At 72.6% G+C, this 16,520-nt stretch carries 18 protein-coding genes; 8 read left to right on the top strand and 10 right to left on the bottom strand.

What is annotated here, in order from left to right:
* Positions 1-274: 274 nt before the first annotated feature.
* The 3 genes from OG439_RS48040 (at position 275) to OG439_RS48050 (ending at position 2,753) form a co-directional block, all read left to right on the top strand.
* Complete coding sequence (locus tag OG439_RS48040; RefSeq protein WP_247062065.1) at positions 275-979, top strand: lysophospholipid acyltransferase family protein; 705 nt, start codon at positions 275-277, stop codon at positions 977-979.
* Positions 979-1,995 (top strand): NAD(P)H-dependent glycerol-3-phosphate dehydrogenase, encoded by a 1,017-nt coding sequence (locus OG439_RS48045; protein WP_326946982.1) that lies wholly within the window; start codon positions 979-981, stop codon positions 1,993-1,995. Before OG439_RS48040 ends, OG439_RS48045 begins: the two co-directional genes overlap by 1 nt.
* 278 nt (positions 1,996-2,273) lie before the next feature.
* Positions 2,274-2,753, top strand: a complete 480-nt coding sequence (locus OG439_RS48050) for a cysteine dioxygenase (protein ID WP_326951806.1) — start codon at positions 2,274-2,276, stop codon at positions 2,751-2,753.
* A gap of 10 nt (positions 2,754-2,763) precedes the next feature.
* Here the strand turns inward: OG439_RS48050 and OG439_RS48055 are convergent, their stop codons facing one another.
* The 6 genes from OG439_RS48055 to OG439_RS48080 are packed head-to-tail and all read right to left on the bottom strand — an operon-like array spanning position 2,764 to position 7,603.
* On the bottom strand, positions 2,764-3,741 hold the full coding sequence (locus OG439_RS48055) for an asparaginase (RefSeq protein ID WP_326946983.1): 978 nt from the start codon (positions 3,739-3,741) through the stop codon (positions 2,764-2,766).
* Positions 3,738-4,568 carry a class I SAM-dependent methyltransferase gene (locus tag OG439_RS48060; RefSeq protein WP_326946984.1) on the bottom strand — a complete coding sequence of 277 codons (831 nt, stop codon included), beginning with the start codon at positions 4,566-4,568 and terminating at the stop codon, positions 3,738-3,740. Before OG439_RS48060 ends, OG439_RS48055 begins: the two co-directional genes overlap by 4 nt.
* Complete coding sequence (locus OG439_RS48065) at positions 4,565-4,945, bottom strand: VOC family protein (RefSeq protein WP_326946985.1); 381 nt, start codon at positions 4,943-4,945, stop codon at positions 4,565-4,567. The genes OG439_RS48060 and OG439_RS48065 overlap by 4 nt, the downstream gene beginning before the upstream one ends.
* Before the next feature lie 41 nt (positions 4,946-4,986).
* Positions 4,987-5,736, bottom strand: a complete 750-nt coding sequence (locus OG439_RS48070; RefSeq protein ID WP_326946986.1) for an FAD:protein FMN transferase — start codon at positions 5,734-5,736, stop codon at positions 4,987-4,989.
* Entirely contained in the window at positions 5,736-6,245 is a 510-nt protein-coding gene (locus OG439_RS48075; RefSeq protein ID WP_326946987.1) for an FMN-binding protein, read from the bottom strand. Before OG439_RS48075 ends, OG439_RS48070 begins: the two co-directional genes overlap by 1 nt.
* A gap of 11 nt (positions 6,246-6,256) precedes the next feature.
* The gene (locus OG439_RS48080) at positions 6,257-7,603 is read right to left on the bottom strand and encodes a ferredoxin reductase family protein (RefSeq protein WP_326946988.1); all 1,347 of its coding nucleotides are present in this window, start codon (positions 7,601-7,603) and stop codon (positions 6,257-6,259) included.
* Between the two features lie 148 nt (positions 7,604-7,751).
* Here OG439_RS48080 and OG439_RS48085 point away from each other — a divergent pair, with 148 nt between their 5' ends.
* Positions 7,752-8,468 (top strand): response regulator transcription factor, encoded by a 717-nt coding sequence (locus OG439_RS48085; RefSeq protein ID WP_326946989.1) that lies wholly within the window; start codon positions 7,752-7,754, stop codon positions 8,466-8,468.
* A complete protein-coding gene (locus tag OG439_RS48090; RefSeq protein ID WP_326946990.1) occupies positions 8,465-9,889 on the top strand; it encodes a sensor histidine kinase in 1,425 nt (474 codons plus the stop codon). The genes OG439_RS48085 and OG439_RS48090 overlap by 4 nt, the downstream gene beginning before the upstream one ends.
* Positions 9,890-9,921: 32 nt before the next feature.
* Here OG439_RS48090 and OG439_RS48095 read toward each other — a convergent pair whose 3' ends face one another.
* Together OG439_RS48095 and OG439_RS48100 are read right to left on the bottom strand one after the other, a co-directional pair.
* Positions 9,922-10,515: a dihydrofolate reductase family protein gene (locus OG439_RS48095; RefSeq protein WP_326946991.1), complete on the bottom strand. Its 594-nt coding sequence runs from the start codon at positions 10,513-10,515 to the stop codon at positions 9,922-9,924.
* 66 nt (positions 10,516-10,581) lie between these two features.
* Positions 10,582-11,226, bottom strand: a complete 645-nt coding sequence (locus tag OG439_RS48100; protein ID WP_326946992.1) for a pyridoxamine 5'-phosphate oxidase family protein — start codon at positions 11,224-11,226, stop codon at positions 10,582-10,584.
* Between the two features lie 81 nt (positions 11,227-11,307).
* On the opposite strand from OG439_RS48100, the gene pdxR reads away from it, so the two are divergent.
* Together pdxR and OG439_RS48110 are read left to right on the top strand one after the other, a co-directional pair.
* Positions 11,308-12,681, top strand: coding sequence for a MocR-like pyridoxine biosynthesis transcription factor PdxR (gene pdxR, locus OG439_RS48105; RefSeq protein ID WP_326946993.1), 1,374 nt, complete (start codon positions 11,308-11,310; stop codon positions 12,679-12,681).
* Positions 12,682-13,453: 772 nt separating this feature from the next.
* Entirely contained in the window at positions 13,454-14,548 is a 1,095-nt protein-coding gene (locus tag OG439_RS48110; RefSeq protein ID WP_326946994.1) for a D-alanine--D-alanine ligase family protein, read from the top strand.
* Positions 14,549-14,609: 61 nt separating this feature from the next.
* Here the strand turns inward: OG439_RS48110 and OG439_RS48115 are convergent, their stop codons facing one another.
* Positions 14,610-15,146, bottom strand: a complete 537-nt coding sequence (locus tag OG439_RS48115) for a DUF3515 domain-containing protein (RefSeq protein WP_326946995.1) — start codon at positions 15,144-15,146, stop codon at positions 14,610-14,612.
* 19 nt (positions 15,147-15,165) lie between these two features.
* The gene (locus tag OG439_RS48120; RefSeq protein WP_125306405.1) at positions 15,166-15,399 is read right to left on the bottom strand and encodes an Lrp/AsnC family transcriptional regulator; all 234 of its coding nucleotides are present in this window, start codon (positions 15,397-15,399) and stop codon (positions 15,166-15,168) included.
* Positions 15,400-15,554: 155 nt separating this feature from the next.
* On the opposite strand from OG439_RS48120, the gene OG439_RS48125 reads away from it, so the two are divergent.
* Positions 15,555-16,511, top strand: coding sequence for a thiamine-phosphate kinase (locus OG439_RS48125; RefSeq protein ID WP_326946996.1), 957 nt, complete (start codon positions 15,555-15,557; stop codon positions 16,509-16,511).
* Positions 16,512-16,520: the final 9 nt, after the last annotated feature.

The following is a 16,520-nucleotide window of genomic DNA, read 5'->3' on the forward strand; positions in this document are numbered from 1 at the left end:
ACACTCACGACCCCGAGCCCGCGCAGCCTCGCCAGGTGTGGACCAGCGCCGAGACCGCCGCCTGCTCCGGGGGCCGGGGCCCGCTCTGGGAGGCACCCCACCGCCCACCCCGGGCGACCCTGTCCAGCCTGGCCGAGCCCAGCCGGGCCTGGCCGGCTTGTGCTGGTCGGGGTGTTTCACCTGGGCTCGGGGGCCGTCGGCCACCCTCCCTGGACCGCTCTGAGGCCGGCGCGGCAGGATCACGGGTGGACTTGAGCTGTGGAGGAGGAAGACTGTGGCCCGGCGTGAAAAGGGCGGCTTCTGGGTGGGGCTCGCCGCCGTACTGTTCTACCCGGTGACCGGGATCGGGCGGCGGGTGTACGCCGGGACCGAGAAGATTCCCCGGCAGGGGCCCGCGCTGCTGGTGATGAACCACATCTCGCACCTCGACCCCGTCGTCGACGCCGTGTTCGTGCACCGTCAGAAGCGCGTTCCCCGCTTCCTCGGCAAGGAGTCGCTGACCCGGACGCCGATCTTCGGGAAGATCTTCGTCGGCGCGGGGCAGATCCCCGTCTCGCGGGGCTCGGCCGCCGCCGGTGACAGTCTCAAGGCCGCCCACGACGCGCTCGCCGCGGGGAAGCTCGTCGTGATCTACCCCGAGGGCACCATCACCAAGGACCCGGCCGGCTGGCCGAAGGAGTCCTTCACCGGCGCCGCCCGGCTCGCGCTGCAGAACGACGTCCCCGTGATCCCGATCGCGCGCTGGGGCACCAGCCAGATCTTCAACGGCTACACCAAGAAGTTCACGCCGTTCCCGCGCAAGACCATCACCCACTCGGTCGGCGACCCGCTCGACCTGTCCGCCTACCGCGGCGGCAACACGCGCAGCGCGGCGAAACTGCGCGAGGTCACGAAGGTGATGATGGACGACGTGACCCGGCTGCTCGGCGAGATCCGGCACGAAGAACCGCCGCCGGCGAAGCCGGGGGATACCGCCTGATGCGCGCCGACGTCCAGCGGGTCACCGTGCTCGGCGCCGGTTCGTGGGGCACGGCGTTCGCGAAGGTCCTCGGCGACGCCGGGCGCGACGTCACCATGTGGGCGCGCCGCGAGCAGGTCGCCGCGGACATCCGCGAGCGCCACGCCAACTCCGCGTACCTGCCGGATGTCGCGCTGCCGGCGAACATCACCGCGACCGCCGACCCGGCCGAGGCCCTCGACGGCGCCGAGGCCGTGGTGCTGGCCGTGCCCAGCCAGAGCCTGCGGGCCAACCTCTCGGACTGGCGCCCCCTGTTGCCGGCCGACACGATCCTCGTCAGCCTGGCCAAGGGCGTCGAACTCGGCACGCTCAAGCGGATGAGCGAGGTGATCGCCGAGATCGTCGAAATCCCAGCCGGCGAGGTCGTCGTCGTCACCGGGCCGAACCTGGCCAAGGAGATCGCCGCGGGGCAGCCGTCCGCGTCGGTGCTCGCCTGCGCCGACCACGAGCGCGCGGTCGCGATCCAGCGCGCCAGCGCCAACTCCTACTTCCGGCCCTACACCAACACGGACGTCGTCGGCTGCGAGCTGGGCGGGGCGTGCAAGAACGTCATCGCGCTCAGCACCGGGATGGCCGCGGGCCTCGGCCTCGGCACGAACACGATGGCGACGCTCATCACCCGCGGCCTGGCCGAGATGGCCCGGCTCGGCGCGAAGCTCGGCGCCGACCCGCTGACGTTCGCCGGGCTCGCCGGGGTCGGCGACCTGGTCGCGACGTGCTCGTCACCGCTGTCGCGCAACCGGACGTTCGGCGAGCGCCTCGGCCGTGGCGACACGCTGGAGCAGGCCCAGGCCGCCGGCGGTGGGCAGGTCGCCGAGGGCGTCATGTCGTGCTCGTCGATCCGGGCACTCGCGCGGAGCCTCGGTGTCGACATGCCGATCACGGACGCGATGCACCGCGTCTGCCACGAGGGCGTCGACCCGCGCCAGGCCGGCGCGGAACTGCTGGGCCGTTCCCAGAAGCACGAGTGGTCGTAAAGCGAAAAGCCGTGAAGGCCTCCTTACCGGCGCTAAAGGCCGGGAAGGAGGCCTTCACGGCTTTCCGGCACCGGGCGGGCGGGGCACGTACCGCCCGGATGCTGGGAGCCGCTTGACCGGTCTCCGGGCGGCTGGAACCGTAGGCGCCATGTTCGCGCCAACCATGATCGAGTCGCGGGGTCGTCACGACCTCCGCGCCGTCATGTGTGCGTGTCGCTGTTGTCGGTGAACCCCGCCCCGGCCCAGCTCGACACCCCTTTTCTCCCGTGAGGACCCTCATGTTCGCCGTCCCGGACAACACCCTGCTGCGTCCCGAGAACCCCGCGTTGCGCCACCCCGTGCGCGTCGCGCTGGAGGTCGCCGCCGATCGCGACCGCTGGAAGCACCTGCTGCGCTACGACCCGGAAGAGCGCTACGCGACGCTCGTCTCCCAGGACGAGCAGCAGGAGGTGTGGCTGATGAGCTGGCTGCCCGGCCAGCGCACCGACCTGCACGACCACGCGATCGCCAGCGGCGCGTTCACGGTGGTCAGCGGCCACCTGACGGAGGCGGTCGCCCGCCGCGCGCCCGACGGCCGCGCGATCACCGAGCTGCACGCGCTCGCCGCGGGGCAGTCGCGGGTGTTCGGCCCGGGCTACGTGCACGAGGTCCGCAACGAAGGCCCGGACCCGGCGGTCTCGGTCCACGTCTACCGCGACGCGGGCCGCGCGATGCGCCCGTACCACCTGGACCCGCTGAGCGGTCCGATCCGCGACTGACCTGCCAGGGTCAGTCGAGGTCGCCGCGGAGGCGGAACTCCTGCTCGATGCGCGTGCGGTCGGCGCCCGCCGCCAGCAGCGTGGCCAGCAGGATCCGGGACTTGCGGGCGTCCAGCCAGCCCGCCATCGTCGCGCCCATCGCGATCAGGCTCGACTCCGAACCGCGGAAGCCGTACGTCGAGCGCAGCGTCGGCCCGGCGCCCGTCCGGGACGCGACCACCACCGGCAGCCGCGGAACCAGCCGCTCGACGACGTCGGCCGCGCCCGCCGAGACGTGTCCGGCGCCCGCCGCGGCCAGCACCACGCCGCGTACCCGCGGATCCGACGCGACCAGCTCCAGCACCGCGCCCGGGTCGTCCAGACCGGACTCGACCACCGGCACCAGCCCCGTGAAGTCGGCGCCGGAAAGAACAGGCGGCCGCGGCGGCGACGGGTGGAACCAGTGCACCGCCTGCTCGACGACCATGCCGAGCGGGCCCGCCGGCGCCGACGAAAACGCTTCCAGGTGGCTCGAATGCGCTTTCCGCACCCACCGCGCCGCGTGGACGTCGTCGTTCAGCGTCACCATCGCGCCGCGCCCCCGGCTGCGGGGATCGGCCGCGACGGTCAGCGCGTTCCGCAGGTTCGCCGGGCCGTCCGGGCTGAGCAGGCCCGCGTTGCGCATCGCGCCGGTGACGACCACCGGGGTCTCCGACGGCCAGCACAGGTCCAGGAAGTACGCCGTCTCCTCGAGGGTGTCGGTGCCCTGGACGACCACGAAACCGTCGGCGTCCTGGGCCAGCCCCCAGTCGCGGCAGCGCAGCAGCGTCGCGAAGTCCAGCGACGCGCTGCCGATGCCCGCCAAGGTCTCCGCGCGCACCTCGAACCGCAGCTCGCCGAGACCGGCGAGCAGCTCCGCGGCGCCGAACCGCGGCACCGCGCCCCCGGAACCGCCGGCAGGGGCCATCGAGATGGTGCCGCCCAGGGTGGCGACCGCGATCACGGTCACTTGACGGCCTGGAGCGTGTAGCTCGCCGCGAGCCGTTGTGGCGTGTCCTTCAGCCGCCACTCGTCGACGGCCTCGTCGTGCACCATCTGGCCCGGGATGGCGTTCCACGGCACGCTGTCGTGCTCGGTGAGCCCGGTCAGCGTCAGCCCGGCGGCCAGCAGCGCCGTGACGATCTCGCCCAGTGAGTGGTTCCACTCGTGGGTCACCGTGTGGGTCAGCTCGCCGTCGACCTCGACGTAGGTGCCCGGCTCGTCGAACACCAGCGGCTCGGCCTGCTCGAAGTACGGGTACCGCGGCAGCGCGGGGTCGACGGTCTCGTCGAGCGTCTGCAGCATCGGGTGCGCCTCGCGGATGAACAGCCGCCCGCCCGGCCGCAGCAGGCCCGCGACGACCTCGGCCCAGCGCGCCACCGACGGCAGCCAGCACAGGGCGCCGATTCCGGTGTAGACCAGGTCGAAGCTCTCCGCGCCCAGCACGGAGACGGCGTCGTAGACGTTGGCCTCGTGGTAGTCGACGTCCGCGCCCGCCGCCTCGGCCAGCCGCCGCGCCTCGGTCAGCGCCGCGCCCGAGAAGTCGAGCCCGGACACCCGCGCGCCCAGCCGGGACAGCGACACCGTGTCCGTGCCGAGGTGGCACTGCAGGTGCACCGCGCGCAGCCCGGCGATGTCACCCAGCCGGGGCCGGTCGAACCGCACGACGGCGCTCAAGTACGCCGGATCGGCGGCGAAGTCCGCGAAGTTGTAGTCCGGTGAGGACGCGTGCAGCGGCGCGCGGTCGTCCCAGTTGGCCTTGTTCACCCCGAAAGAGGCCGCGAACGAGTCCGTCACGACGTCGCCGCGCGCTCGGCCTTGCTGCGCAGCACGCAGAACTCGTTGCCCTCGGGGTCGGCGAGCACGGCCCAGCCGGTGCCGTCCTCGTTGCGCCGGTCGTGGACGAGCGTGGCGCCCAGCCCGATCAGGCGCGCGACCTCTTCGTCACGCGGGACGTCCGGTTGCAGGCACAGGTGCAGGCGGTTCTTGACCGTCTTCGGTTCCGGGACCTTCAGGAACAGCAAGGCGGTGCCGTCGGACAGCTCGATGCCGACCTCGTCGTCACCCGGGTGGTCGCCGTCGGGGATCGGTTTCCCGGTGACCTGGCTCCAGAACTGGCAGAGGGTGTACGGGTCGGCGCAGTCGACGGACACGTTCAGCACGGCGGAAGGCATGCCCCGAGTCTGGCCGAGTGTCCACGCCGGAGCGACTCGATTTACGAAGCGACCGCGAGCCCCGCGGTCCGGTGCATGCGGCGGCTGTCGTCGACGATGAGGATCTCGCAGCCCGGCCGGTCCGCCGCCCACGTGATGCCCTCGGCGCCCATCGCGAACGCCGCCGTGGCCAGCGCGTCCGCCGTGACCAGGTCGCCGGCCACCACCGTGACGCTCATCAGGCCGGTCGCCGGGGTGCCGTCGCGGCCGTCGAGGATGTGCGAGCCGCGCTCGTAGGCCGCCGACGTCGCGATGGCGCCGTTGCGCGACTCCAGCACCGCGCACACGGCCAGGGGCTGCTCGGGGTGGCGGACGCCGACCCGCCACGGCCGTCCGGGTTCGGGCTCGCCGGCGGTGACGACGTCGCCGCCCGCGTTGAGGCAGAACGTCGTCGCGCCTTCGGCCTTGAGCATGTCGGCGGCGCGCTGCACCGCCCAGCCCTTCACCACCGCGCACGGGTCGAGGCCGCGCCCGGGCAGCCGCGCCCGGAACGCGCCGCCGGAGAGCTGCTCGTAGTACGCGCAGAGCTCCAGCACCTCGATCAGGTCGTCGCTCAGGTCCTCGGCCGGCAGCTCGCCGCGGTCGTAGCGGCTGACCTCGCTGTCCGGCTTGAACGGGCTGAACCGGGCGTCGACGTCGCGGAACCACGCGAAGACGTCGTCGATGACGTCGGCGAAGTCGCCGGTGTCGTCCCTGTCCCGCAGGTCGAGGGAGATCGGCAGGCCCATCACCTGTTCCACGCGGTTCGTCATCAGTTGCCCCGAGCGTCGATAGCGGCCTGCAGTGACGTCTTGTACGACTCGCTCGTCTCGGTCGCGCCGGTCACCGTGTCGATCTTCGCGCTCTGCGCCTTGATCGCCTCTTCCTGCAGCTTCGGCAACGCGGTCAGCGCGCGCCCGCCGTCCGGCGCCTGCAGCAGGGTGATCGCGGCCAGCCGGGAGCCGGCGAAGGTCACCTGGACCTGCACGGTCCCGTAGGTGCTCCACTCGGCCGTGCCCTGCGTGGTCACCGTCGCTTTCGCACTGTCCGAAGTGGACGGCGGCGGCGCGGACGTCGCAGGGGAGTTCGAGGTGCCACCGGTCGGGCCACCGGCCGAAGTGGACGGTGAAGGCGCCGTTGTAGGAGCCGGAGCGGACGGTGCGACGACGGCCGGCGGCGCCTGGGCGACGGCGGTGTTCTGCACCGGCGGCCCGGGTTCGAACCGCCAGACCGCGATGAAGCCCGCGATCGACAGCGCGACGACGAAGATGGTTCTCTTCATGACGAGTCCCCCTAGGCCGCGAGGCTGAAGCGTTCGGCGTGGACCTGGGCCTTGGGCACGCGCAGCTCCCGCAGGCTGCGCAGCACGGCCGACGTCATCCCGGGCGGGCCGCAGACGAAGACGTCGCGCTCGTGCACGTCCGGCACCATCATGTGCAGGTTCGCCGGGCCGAGCATCGTGCCGCGCGGCCCGACGGCCTGGTCGGGTCCGGTGAGGACGCTCACCATCGCGCCGCGGGTCTTGGCCAGCTGGTTCAGTTCGGGCAGCAGGACCGCGTCGGCCTGCGTGCGCACCCGGTAGAGCACGACGACGTGGCCTTGGATGTCCTCCAGCAGCGCGCGGATCGGCGTGATGCCGACGCCGCCCGCCACGAGCAGCGCGTCGGGCCGCTGCTGGTGGATCGTCGTGAACGCGCCGTACGGGCCTTCGGCGAACACCCGCGTCCCGATGCGGAGGTTGCGCAGCGACGCGCTGGCGTCGCCGAGGGCCTTCGCGGTCAGGCGCAGCGTGCGGCCGTCGGGCGCGGCGGACAGCGAGAAGGGGTTGGCCTGGTACCAGCGGTCCTTGGTGAGGAACCGCCACAGGAAGAACTGGCCGGCGCGGACCGGCATCCGGTCGAGGTGCTTGCCGCTCATGTAGACCGAAACCACGTCCGGGGCCTCGGAAACGACGGCGGTGACGCGCAGCCGGTGACGCAGGTTCCGCCACAGCGGGAGCAGCACGCGCCCGGCGAGCACGGCGGCGCCGGCGCTGAGCCAGAGCGTCCACCAGTAGCTCTTCGCCATCGGCGAGCCGGCGAACGACGTCCCGAGCGCGATCTGGTGCGTGAACGCGAGGAACACCGCCGCGTAGGTGTAGAGGTGGATGAAGTGCCACGTCTCGTAGGCCAGCCGCCGGCGCGCGAACTTCGCCGACGCCGCCCCGACGATCAGGATCACCGCGAACGCGACCAGCGCGCGCAGGATGCCCTCCAGCTGGTTCGCCATGTCCACCAGCTCGTCGACGACGCCGTGGTGCTCGACCTCGGCGTACCCGAACACGATGAACACCAGGTGCGCGAGCAGCGTCCACAGGATCGTGAAGCCGGTCCAGCGGTGCCACGTCGTGAGCCGGTCCATGCCGATGCGCCGGTCCAGCCAGGGCAGCCGGGCCACCAGCAGCAGCTGGAACGCCATCGCGAGCGCGCCGTACAGCCCGGCGAGCCTGCCGATGCTGATCAGCACGTCGTCGGAGAGCCCGGCCTGCGCGAACAGGGTGGTCACGGCGGCCACGTTGGCGCCCAGGAGGAGGAAGAGGCCGGATTTCGCGGCGATCCGGGGGCGGATCGCCGGGCGCGTGGCCTCGGCGGTCTGCGTCATGCTGGTCACACGGATCCCTCGTCGGTTCGGTTCACGAAGGCCAGCCTCGCCACCGAGCCTGTGGCGAGTCTGGGTGCCGGCTGTCGGGTTCCTGTCGGCCCGCGTCACCGCCTCGCCGCCCGCTCGCGCGCCGGGAGAAGATGGGGTGGTGCAGCCCTCCGAACCCGTGCGCCTGCTCGTCGTCGACGACGAGCCGCACATCGCCGACCTCGTCGCCACCGTCGCCCGGTACGAGGGCTGGCAGGCGGTCACGGCCGGCTCCGGCAAGGCCGCGCTGAGCGAGGCGGCGGCGTTCGCGCCGGACATCGTGGTGCTGGACCTGATGCTGCCCGACTTCGACGGCTTCACGGTGCTCGACCGGCTGCGCGCGAACGGCAGCGCGGTGCCCGTGGTGTTCCTCACGGCCAAGGACGCGACGGCGGACCGGATCGCCGGGCTCACCCGCGGGGGTGACGACTACCTGGTGAAACCGTTTTCCGTCGAGGAGCTGATGGCGCGGCTGCGGGCGGTCCTGCGCCGCAGCACCGGCGCCGCGCTCCCGGCCGCCGCGCGCGGGGCCGTGCTGCGCGTCGGGGACCTGACGCTGGACGAGGACACCCGCGAGGTCCGCCGCGGCGAGGGGGCGCCGGCCGAGCTGACGCCGACCGAGTACGAGCTGCTGCGCTACCTGATGCGCCGCTCGCCGTCGGTGCTGACGAAGGCGCAGATCCTCGACCACGTCTGGGAGTACGACTTCGGCGGCCGGTCCAATGTGGTCGAACTCGTCATCTCGCACCTGCGCCGCAAGATCGACGCGGGCGCGGGCGAACCGCTGATCCACACCGTGCGCGGCGTCGGGTACGTCGTGCGCCAGGTCAACCGGTGAGGGGCTTCTTCCGCCGGTGGTACGGGGCCTGGCGGCGCACCCGGCTCGGCACCCGCATCACGCTCGGCCTCGGCGCGCTCGCCCTGGTGGTGTTCGCCGCCGTCGGCGTCACGACCGTCGGGATCATGCACGGCTACCTCGACCGGCGCCTCGACGAGCAGCTGTCCAAGAGCCAGAACACCCAGGTGCCGACGCTGCGCGAGACGCACGGCTCGCCGCAGTCGGTCTACTCCTGGTACTCGGCGCTGTACTCGGTGCGCGACGGCGTCGCGACGCCCGAGCCGGGCGGGATGCTGCCGGGCGATGGCAAGCAGCTGGCGAAGATCGCCGCCGACGCCGTCGGCGGCGACGTCACCCGCGACATCTACCTCTACGACGACGGCCCCTACCGGGTGCGGGCCTGCCCGGTCGACACCGATTCGGTGCTGTTGAGCGCCGCGCCGCAGGGGGATCTGAACGGGACCGTCCGGCAGCTGGTCTGGGTCGAGGTGGGCGCGTTCGCGCTCGCGCTGGCGGTGCTCGTGGTCGTCGGCCGGCTGGTGCTGCGCCGCGGCCTGCGCCCGCTGGCCGACATGGCCGGCACCGCGCACGACATCGCGGCCCACGACCTCACCGCGAACCCCGACCTGCCGGTGCGCGCGTCGGGCAGCGGCGGCGGCGTCGAGGTGGAGGAGCTGCGGACGGCGTTCAACGTGATGCTGGCGCACATCGACACGTCACTGGCGGCCAGGACCGAGGCGAACGAGCGGCTGCGCCGGTTCGTCGCCGACGCGTCCCACGAGCTGCGCACCCCGCTGACGTCGATCCGGGGCTACGCCGACCTGTTCCGCTACGCGGCCGCGAACGAGCCGGCGGAACGCGAGGCGCACCTGAGCAAGATCCGCGAGGAGACGGCGCGGATGACCGTGCTCGTCGACGACCTCCTGCTGCTGGCCCGCCTCGACGCGCGGGCGGCCGAGACGCCGTTGCGTCCCGAGCGGACGGACCTGGCCGAGCTGGCCGGCGACGCGGCGGACGCGTTCGCCGCCGGCCGGCCCGACCACCCGGTGACGACTTCCCTGGATCCGGCGCTGGTGGACGCCGACCCGGTGCGGCTGCGGCAGGTGCTCGACAACCTGCTGGCCAACGCGGCCGTGCACACGCCGCCGGGGACCGCGGTGCACGTCGCGGTGGCGGTCGAGGGCGCCGGGGCCGTCGCGCGCGTCACCGACGCCGGGCCCGGCATCGCGCCGGCCGACCAGGAGCGGATCTTCGACCGCTTCTTCCGCGTCGACGACTCCCGCACCCGCTCGGGCGGCGGCACCGGCCTCGGCCTGTCGGTGGTGCAGTCCCTGGTCACGGCGCACGGCGGCACGGTCTCGGTGGAATCCGCCCCGGGCCGCACGACGTTCACCGTCCGGCTCCCGCTCGCCCGGTCGTGAGTGGTAATTAGGGTTCTAACCCGAATTACCACTCACGAGGACTTGCGCCGGTCGTAGTAGGCGATGATCACGCCCTTGGTGGTCGCGACGCTGCGGGTGAGCGTGAACTCGGTGAAGGGCGCGTCGGCGTCGAACAGGCGCGCGCCGCGGCCGAGCGTCAGCGGGTGGATCAGCAGCGTGTAGCGGTCGACGAGCCCGGCCGCGTGCAGGGCGCGCACGAGCGCGGCGCTGCCGATGACCGACAGGTCGTTGCCGGGCGTGGCCTTCAGCTCGGCCACCGTGTTCGCCGCGTCTCCGCGCAGCAGCACGGAGTTCTGCCACGCGCCGGCGTCGTCCAAAGTGGTCGAAGCGACGTACTTGGTGGCGGCGTTCAGGTGCGTGGTGAACGGGTTGCCGTCGGTCTGCCCGGCCCACGCGCCGATGAAGTCCTCCCAGGTGCGGCGGCCGAACAGCATGTCGCCGGGCTTGCCCATGCCCTGGCTCATCTCCTGGCCCAGGACCTCGTCCTGGTAGCGGCCGCCCCAGCCGCCGTGGGTGAAGCCGCCGCGGGTGTCCTCGTCGGGCCGGCCGAGGCCCTGGACGACGCCGTCGAGGGTGACGTTCATGGTGACGCTGAGTTCGCGCATGGGGTTTCCTTCCGCTTCGGTCTGTCGCCGCCTATACGAACGGCCACCGCGCGGATCGACAGCGTGCTACTCCCGATCGGTGACGTGCGGCGGAATCACCCAGCCGGGGGAGAGGTCGGCCGACGGCTCGGGCGCGCCGAAGACCGTCCGCACCGGCAGCACCCCGGCCCACGCGGTGTCCGCGCCGACGTCGTCCGGCTCGTCGTCGGGGCCTTCCGCGCGCATCTTCACCGACGCCTCGGCCAGGTCGAGGGAGAGCACCGACACCGCGGCAAACTCCTTGGCGTTGACCTCCCGCGCGTGCGCCCACGAGCCCGGCGCGAGGTGGTCGGTGAGCACCTCGAGGCCGTGCATCTTCGCCTCGGCGTCGGTGACGAGCTTCGCCTTCCCGAGGATGACGGCGCTGCGGTAGTTCATCGAGTGGTTGTTCACCGACCGCGCGTAGACGATGCCGTCGAGCAGGGTCACCGTGACGCAGACGTCGAGGTCCTGGGTGGCTTTCCGGAGGCTCGACGCGCCGGTGGAACCGTGCAGGTAGAGCGTGTCGCCGTCGCGGCCGTAGCCGGTGGGCAGGACCAGCGGGACGCCGTCGCGGACGACGCCGAGGTGGCAGATCAGGCCGTCGTCCAGCACGGCGTGCAGCACGGCGCGGTCGGTGACGGCCCGGTTCTTCTTGCGGCCGAGCGTGGTGCGGGGCGTGGTGGAAAGCATGCGACCAGCGTCTCTCCCGGCAGTGGCATCGGAAAACGTCCACTTCTCGTACACTTGGGAAGTCCACTTGAGGAGGTCCCCGTGACCCACGCCGACACCGCGCTCCCGGTCAGCCTCGACCGCGCGTCCGTCACGCCGCTCGCCGTCCAGCTCGCGGACGCGCTGCGCGAGGCGGCGGCGTCCGGGCACCTGCGCGGCGGCGACCGGCTGCCGTCGACCCGCGCGCTGGCCGGCCGGCTCGGCGTCAGCCGGACGGTGACGTCGGCTGCGTACGAGCAGCTCCACGCGGAGGGCTGGATCGCCGGGAGGCACGGCTCGGGGACGTACGTGACGACGCCGCCGTCGTTTTCGGCTTCGGAGGTCCCGGCGCCGGGCGTCGCGCCTTCGGCCGAGGTCGAGCCGCCGTCGCTGCTGGACCTCGGGCCGGGCACGCCGTGGGCGGCCGGGCTGGACCGCGCGGCCTGGCGCCGGGCCTGGCGCGCCGCGGCCGACCCGGACCCGCTGATCCGCGCCCACCGCGCGGGCCTGCCGGAGTACCGCGCGGCGGTGTCGGAGCACCTGCTGCGTCACCGCGGCCTGGCGGCGGGTTCGGTGCTGGCCACCGGCGGGACGACCGCCGCGGTGGTCGAGCTGGCCTCGGCGGTGCTGGAACGCGGCGACGTCGTCGCCGTCGAAGAGCCCGGCTACCAGCGCGCGGTGCAGGCGTTCCTCCGGGCGGGCATGCGGGTGGTCGGCGTCCCGGTGGACGAGGAGGGGCTGCGGCCGGAGGCGATCCCGGCGGGCGCGCGGGCGGTGTACTGCTCGCCGGCGCACCAGTACCCGATGGGCAGCCGGCTGAGCGCGGCGCGGCGGGTTTCGCTGGTCGAGCGGGCGCGGGCGTCGTCGATGCTGGTGATCGAGGACGACTACGACGGCGAACTGCGCTTCGACGTCGCGCCGCTGCCGATGCTGGCGTCGCTGGCCCCGGACGTGGTCGCGCACCTCGGGACGACGTCGAAGATCCTGACGCCGACGCTGGGCGCGGGCTGGATGGTGGCGCCGGAGGCGATCACGTCGGCGGTGCTGGCGTACCGCGACCTGACGGGCACGCGGCCGTCGCCGGCGGGGCAGCGGGTGCTGTACGAGTTCGCGCGCAACGGAGACCTGGGAAGGCACCTGCGCAAGATCCGCCGCGAGATGGCGGAACGCCGAACGCTCTTGGCGGGCGCCTTGGCAACAGCGGGCATCCCCCTCCGCGGCGACGACGCCGGGGCGCACCTGGTGGTCCCGTTCCCGTCGGCGGCGGTGGAGGCGTCGGTGATCGCGACGGCGGAGCGGCGGGGGATCCGGCTGGACGGGCTGGCGCGGCACTTCGCCGGAGTCCCGACGGCGCACGGAGTGGCGATCGGGTACGCGGGGTGCACGCGGGAGGCGTTGGTGTCGGCGCTGCCGACGCTGGTCTCGCTGCTGCGCTGACGGTTTGCCAGCAGTCCGCCGCCGACCCACCTTCGCGAGTTCCGTCTCCAGCAGCGCGAGTTCCGCCTCCGATCACGCGAGTTCCGTCCTCAATCACGCGAGTCTCGCCTCCCATCACGCGGCTCGGCTCTCAGGCACTCGAGTTCCGGCTCCGGTCACGCGAGTTCCGTTCCCACTCACGCGAGTCTCGCCGCCCGTCACGCTGCTCCGCTCTCAAGCAGCTGAGTACCGGCTTTGATCACGCGTGCCGACCTTCTGAGCCCGCGTGATGGCGGCCGGGTGCCGGGCGGCGGTCCAGTCGCTGTCCACAGCCTGGCCGTGATGTGGATAACCGGGCCCTGGCGAGGGCTTTTCCGAATTTTCGTCGGTCGGCCTGGATACGCTGGAGCGGGGATGGACCCCCTGGGAGGGCGGGCGCTGTGTTCGGGCGGGCGGGCCAGCCGAGCGGATGCACACGCCGGCCAAGGGGACGGGCGGGTCAGTCGGGCCGTTCACGGATGGCCGGCACTCGCGTAAGGCTGACACTCATGGACGGCCAACACCCGCGTACGGCCCGCAAAGGGCGAGTCGGCTGCGCGGGGAGGCGCTCGGCGCGGCGCTGCCGCGTTGGTGCCGGTGTTGGTGCCGACATCGGTGTCGCTGCTGCGCTGACAATGCCCCTCGTAGGTAACGACGTCCCTGGGCCGCGAGGGTTGCGTTCGGCGCTCTGAGCGTCTCGCCCGTCGCACGGGGCTGGGGTGTTCGTCGAGGTCACCGGGTACGGTGGCTCACCATGAGCGAGAAGATCCGGGTGGCGGTCGTGTTCGGCGGGCGCAGTAGCGAGCACACCATCTCCTGCCTGTCCGCGGGCAGTGTCCTGGGGAACCTCGACCCGGAGCGGTTCGAAGCCGTCCCGGTCGGCATCACTCGTGAAGGGCGCTGGGTGCTCGGGACCGGCGACTCCGCGCAGCTCGCCATCCGCGGCCGTGAGCTGCCTTCCGTCGAAGACGGCAAGAACCTCGTGCTCGCCGGGGATCCCTCCAGCCAGGGGCTCGTCGCTGTCGAGCCGGGGCGGGAAAGCGAGCTGCTGTCCCAGGTGGACGTCGTCTTCCCGGTGCTGCACGGCGCCTTCGGTGAGGACGGCACCATCCAGGGCCTGCTCGAGCTCGCCGGCATCCCGTACGTCGGCCCTGGCGTGCTCGCCAGCGCGGCCGCCATGGACAAGGAGACCGCGAAGAAGCTCTTGGCCGCCGAAGGACTTCCGGTCGGTACCTTCGCCGCGCTCCGCCGGGGTCAGTCCACTTTGGACGACGAGGCCAAAACCCAGCTCGGCCTGCCGGTGTTCGTGAAGCCGTCGCGCGCCGGTTCTTCGGTCGGCATCAGCCGCGTGACGTCCTGGGACGACCTCGACGCCGCCATCGAGCTGGCCCGCGCCACCGACCCGAAGGTCCTCGTCGAGGCGGCCGTCGTCGGCCGTGAGGTCGAGTGCGGCGTCCTGGAGTTCCCGGACGGCCGCGTCGAGGCGTCGCTCCCGGCCGAGATCCGCGTCCTGTCCGAGGACGAAAACGCTTGGTACGACTTCGAAACCAAGTACCTGGGTGACGACGCCGAGCTGGACATCCCGGCCAAGCTCGACGACGCCGTCACCGAGAAGCTCCGCGCGATGGCCGTCGAGGCCTTCCGCGCGCTGGACTGCCAGGGCCTCGCCCGCGTCGACTTCTTCGTGGGCCCCGACGGCGAACCGAGCATCAACGAGGTCAACACGATGCCCGGCTTCACGACGAAGTCCGCCTACCCGAAGATGTGGGAGGTCACCGGCGTCGACTACCCGACCCTGCTGACCACCCTCATCGAGACGGCGATCGCTCGCGGCACCGGCCTGCGCTAGCCCAAAGCCGTGAAGGCCTCCTTACCGGCCATAAGAGCCGGGAAGGAGGCCTTCACGGCTTTCAGCCGAACCGCAGCGGGCGCGCGGGCAGCTTCGCGGCCACCGTGTCCGAGATCTGCTGCAACGGGCCCGTTCCGGCGCTGTCCGGCACCGTGAGGGCCGAGTAGACCTCGCGGTCCACCACGTACCACGTCGACGCGCCGTCGCCCGGGACCTGCAGCCACTGGACGCCGTTCACCAGCCTCAGCTGTGACGTCGGGGTCAGCTCCGGCGGCCGGTCCAGCCCGCACCGGAGCACCAGCGGGTCGGTCGTGCCCCACGCCACCGTCGCCGGCGGGGCCGGGTCGGCCAGGGTGCGCAGAGGCAGCGATGACCCGTTCGACGTCAGTTCGGTCGGCACCGCGCCCAGCAGCGTCTTGCAGGCCGGGGACGCCGCCGCCGGGGCGGGCACGGAGACCAACGGCAGCGGGCCGGCTGCGGGATCCGGAGAACGGTGAGTCAGGGCGAAGACGGCCACGGCGACCGCCAGGGCCACGGCGAGCGCGGCCGCGGTGACGAGCACCACCCTGGGTGGGGCGCCGGTGTCGGAGTCAGGCACCGGACCACTACACCACTGCTCAGAGATGCACGACCGGGCAGGTCAGCGTCCGCGTGATGCCTTCCACGTTCTGCACCTTCGCGACCACGAGCTGGCCCAGCTGGTCCACGCTGTCGGCGGCCGCGCGCACGATGACGTCGTACGGGCCGGTGACATCCTCCGAGCTGGTCACACCAGGGATGCTCGAGATCTCGGCCGCCACCGCGGCCGCCTTGCCGACCTCGGTCTGGATGAGGATGTATGCGTGGACCACGGCGCGCCCTTTCGTCGGGATCGATCGGCTCAGGGTAGGAACTTGGGAGCAGGAACGTTCTCAGCCAGCAACGTATCGCCAGCTCACGCAAAAACATAGGGCATCCGACTATCGGTGATCGATCTTTGTCCCGGTAGAGAAAGCAGAGGTGACCGGTGTCACCGAACGACGCAACGGTCGCCGAGACCGGGGAGTTCGCGCTCATCCGAGCCGTCACGGAAGGACGCCGCCAGCCCCCGGGCACGCTGCTCGGCCCCGGTGACGACGCCGCCGTGATCGCCGCCCCCGACGGGCGCGTGGTCGCCAGCACGGACGTCCTGGTGCAGGGGGTGCACTTCCGGCTCGACTGGTCCGCCCCGGAGCAGGTCGGGCGCAAGGCCGTCGCGGTCAACCTGGCCGACATCGCCGCCATGGGCGCCGCGCCGACGTCCGTCCTCGTCGGCATCGCCTGCCCGCCCGACACCCCGCGCGAGGTGATCACCGCGCTGGCCGACGGCATGTGGGCCGAGGCCGAACGCGCCGGCGTCGGCGTCTCCGGCGGTGACATGGTCCGCGCCGACCAGCTCGTGATCAGCGTCACCGCGCTCGGCGACCTCGGCGACCGCGAACCGGTGACGCGCTCGGGGGCCCGCCCCGGCGACGTCGTCGCGGTCTGCGGGAAGCTCGGCTGGGCGGCCGCGGGCCTGGCCGTGCTCGGCCGCGGCTTCCGGTCCCCGGTCGGCGTCGTCAACGCCCAGCGCGCCCCGGAGCCGCCGTACGAGGCCGGTCCTCGCGCCGCGCTCGCCGGAGCCACGGCCATGATCGACGTCTCCGACGGGCTCCTGGCCGACCTCGGGCACATCGCCGAGGCGTCCGGCGTCGGCATCGACGTCCGCACCGCCGACCTCGACGTCCCCGCCCGGCTCACCGAAGTCGGCGCCGCGCTGGGCGCGGACCCGCTCGACTGGGTCCTCACCGGCGGCGAGGACCACGCCCTGGTGGCCACGTTCCCGTCGTTCGCCGAACTGCCGGAGGGCTGGCGCACCATCGGCGTCGCGACCATGCCGGACTCGGGGATCACCGTGGACGGCAAGCCTTCTACACGCGAAGGCGGCTGGACACACTGGCGCTGAAGTAGGCTC

Source organism: Amycolatopsis sp. NBC_01307 (genome assembly GCF_035975215.1).
GTDB lineage: Bacteria > Actinomycetota > Actinomycetes > Mycobacteriales > Pseudonocardiaceae > Amycolatopsis.

Coding starts and splice junctions, on each gene's coding strand:
- OG439_RS48045 (WP_326946982.1), top strand. CDS start 979: ATGCGCGCCGACGTCCAGCGGGTCACCGTGCTCGGCGCCGGTTCGTGG.
- OG439_RS48050 (WP_326951806.1), top strand. CDS start 2,274: ATGTTCGCCGTCCCGGACAACACCCTGCTGCGTCCCGAGAACCCCGCG.
- OG439_RS48065 (WP_326946985.1), bottom strand. CDS start 4,945: ATGCCTTCCGCCGTGCTGAACGTGTCCGTCGACTGCGCCGACCCGTAC.
- OG439_RS48070 (WP_326946986.1), bottom strand. CDS start 5,736: ATGACGAACCGCGTGGAACAGGTGATGGGCCTGCCGATCTCCCTCGAC.
- OG439_RS48075 (WP_326946987.1), bottom strand. CDS start 6,245: ATGAAGAGAACCATCTTCGTCGTCGCGCTGTCGATCGCGGGCTTCATC.
- OG439_RS48080 (WP_326946988.1), bottom strand. CDS start 7,603: ATGACGCAGACCGCCGAGGCCACGCGCCCGGCGATCCGCCCCCGGATC.
- OG439_RS48095 (WP_326946991.1), bottom strand. CDS start 10,515: ATGCGCGAACTCAGCGTCACCATGAACGTCACCCTCGACGGCGTCGTC.
- OG439_RS48100 (WP_326946992.1), bottom strand. CDS start 11,226: ATGCTTTCCACCACGCCCCGCACCACGCTCGGCCGCAAGAAGAACCGG.
- OG439_RS48110 (WP_326946994.1), top strand. CDS start 13,454: ATGAGCGAGAAGATCCGGGTGGCGGTCGTGTTCGGCGGGCGCAGTAGC.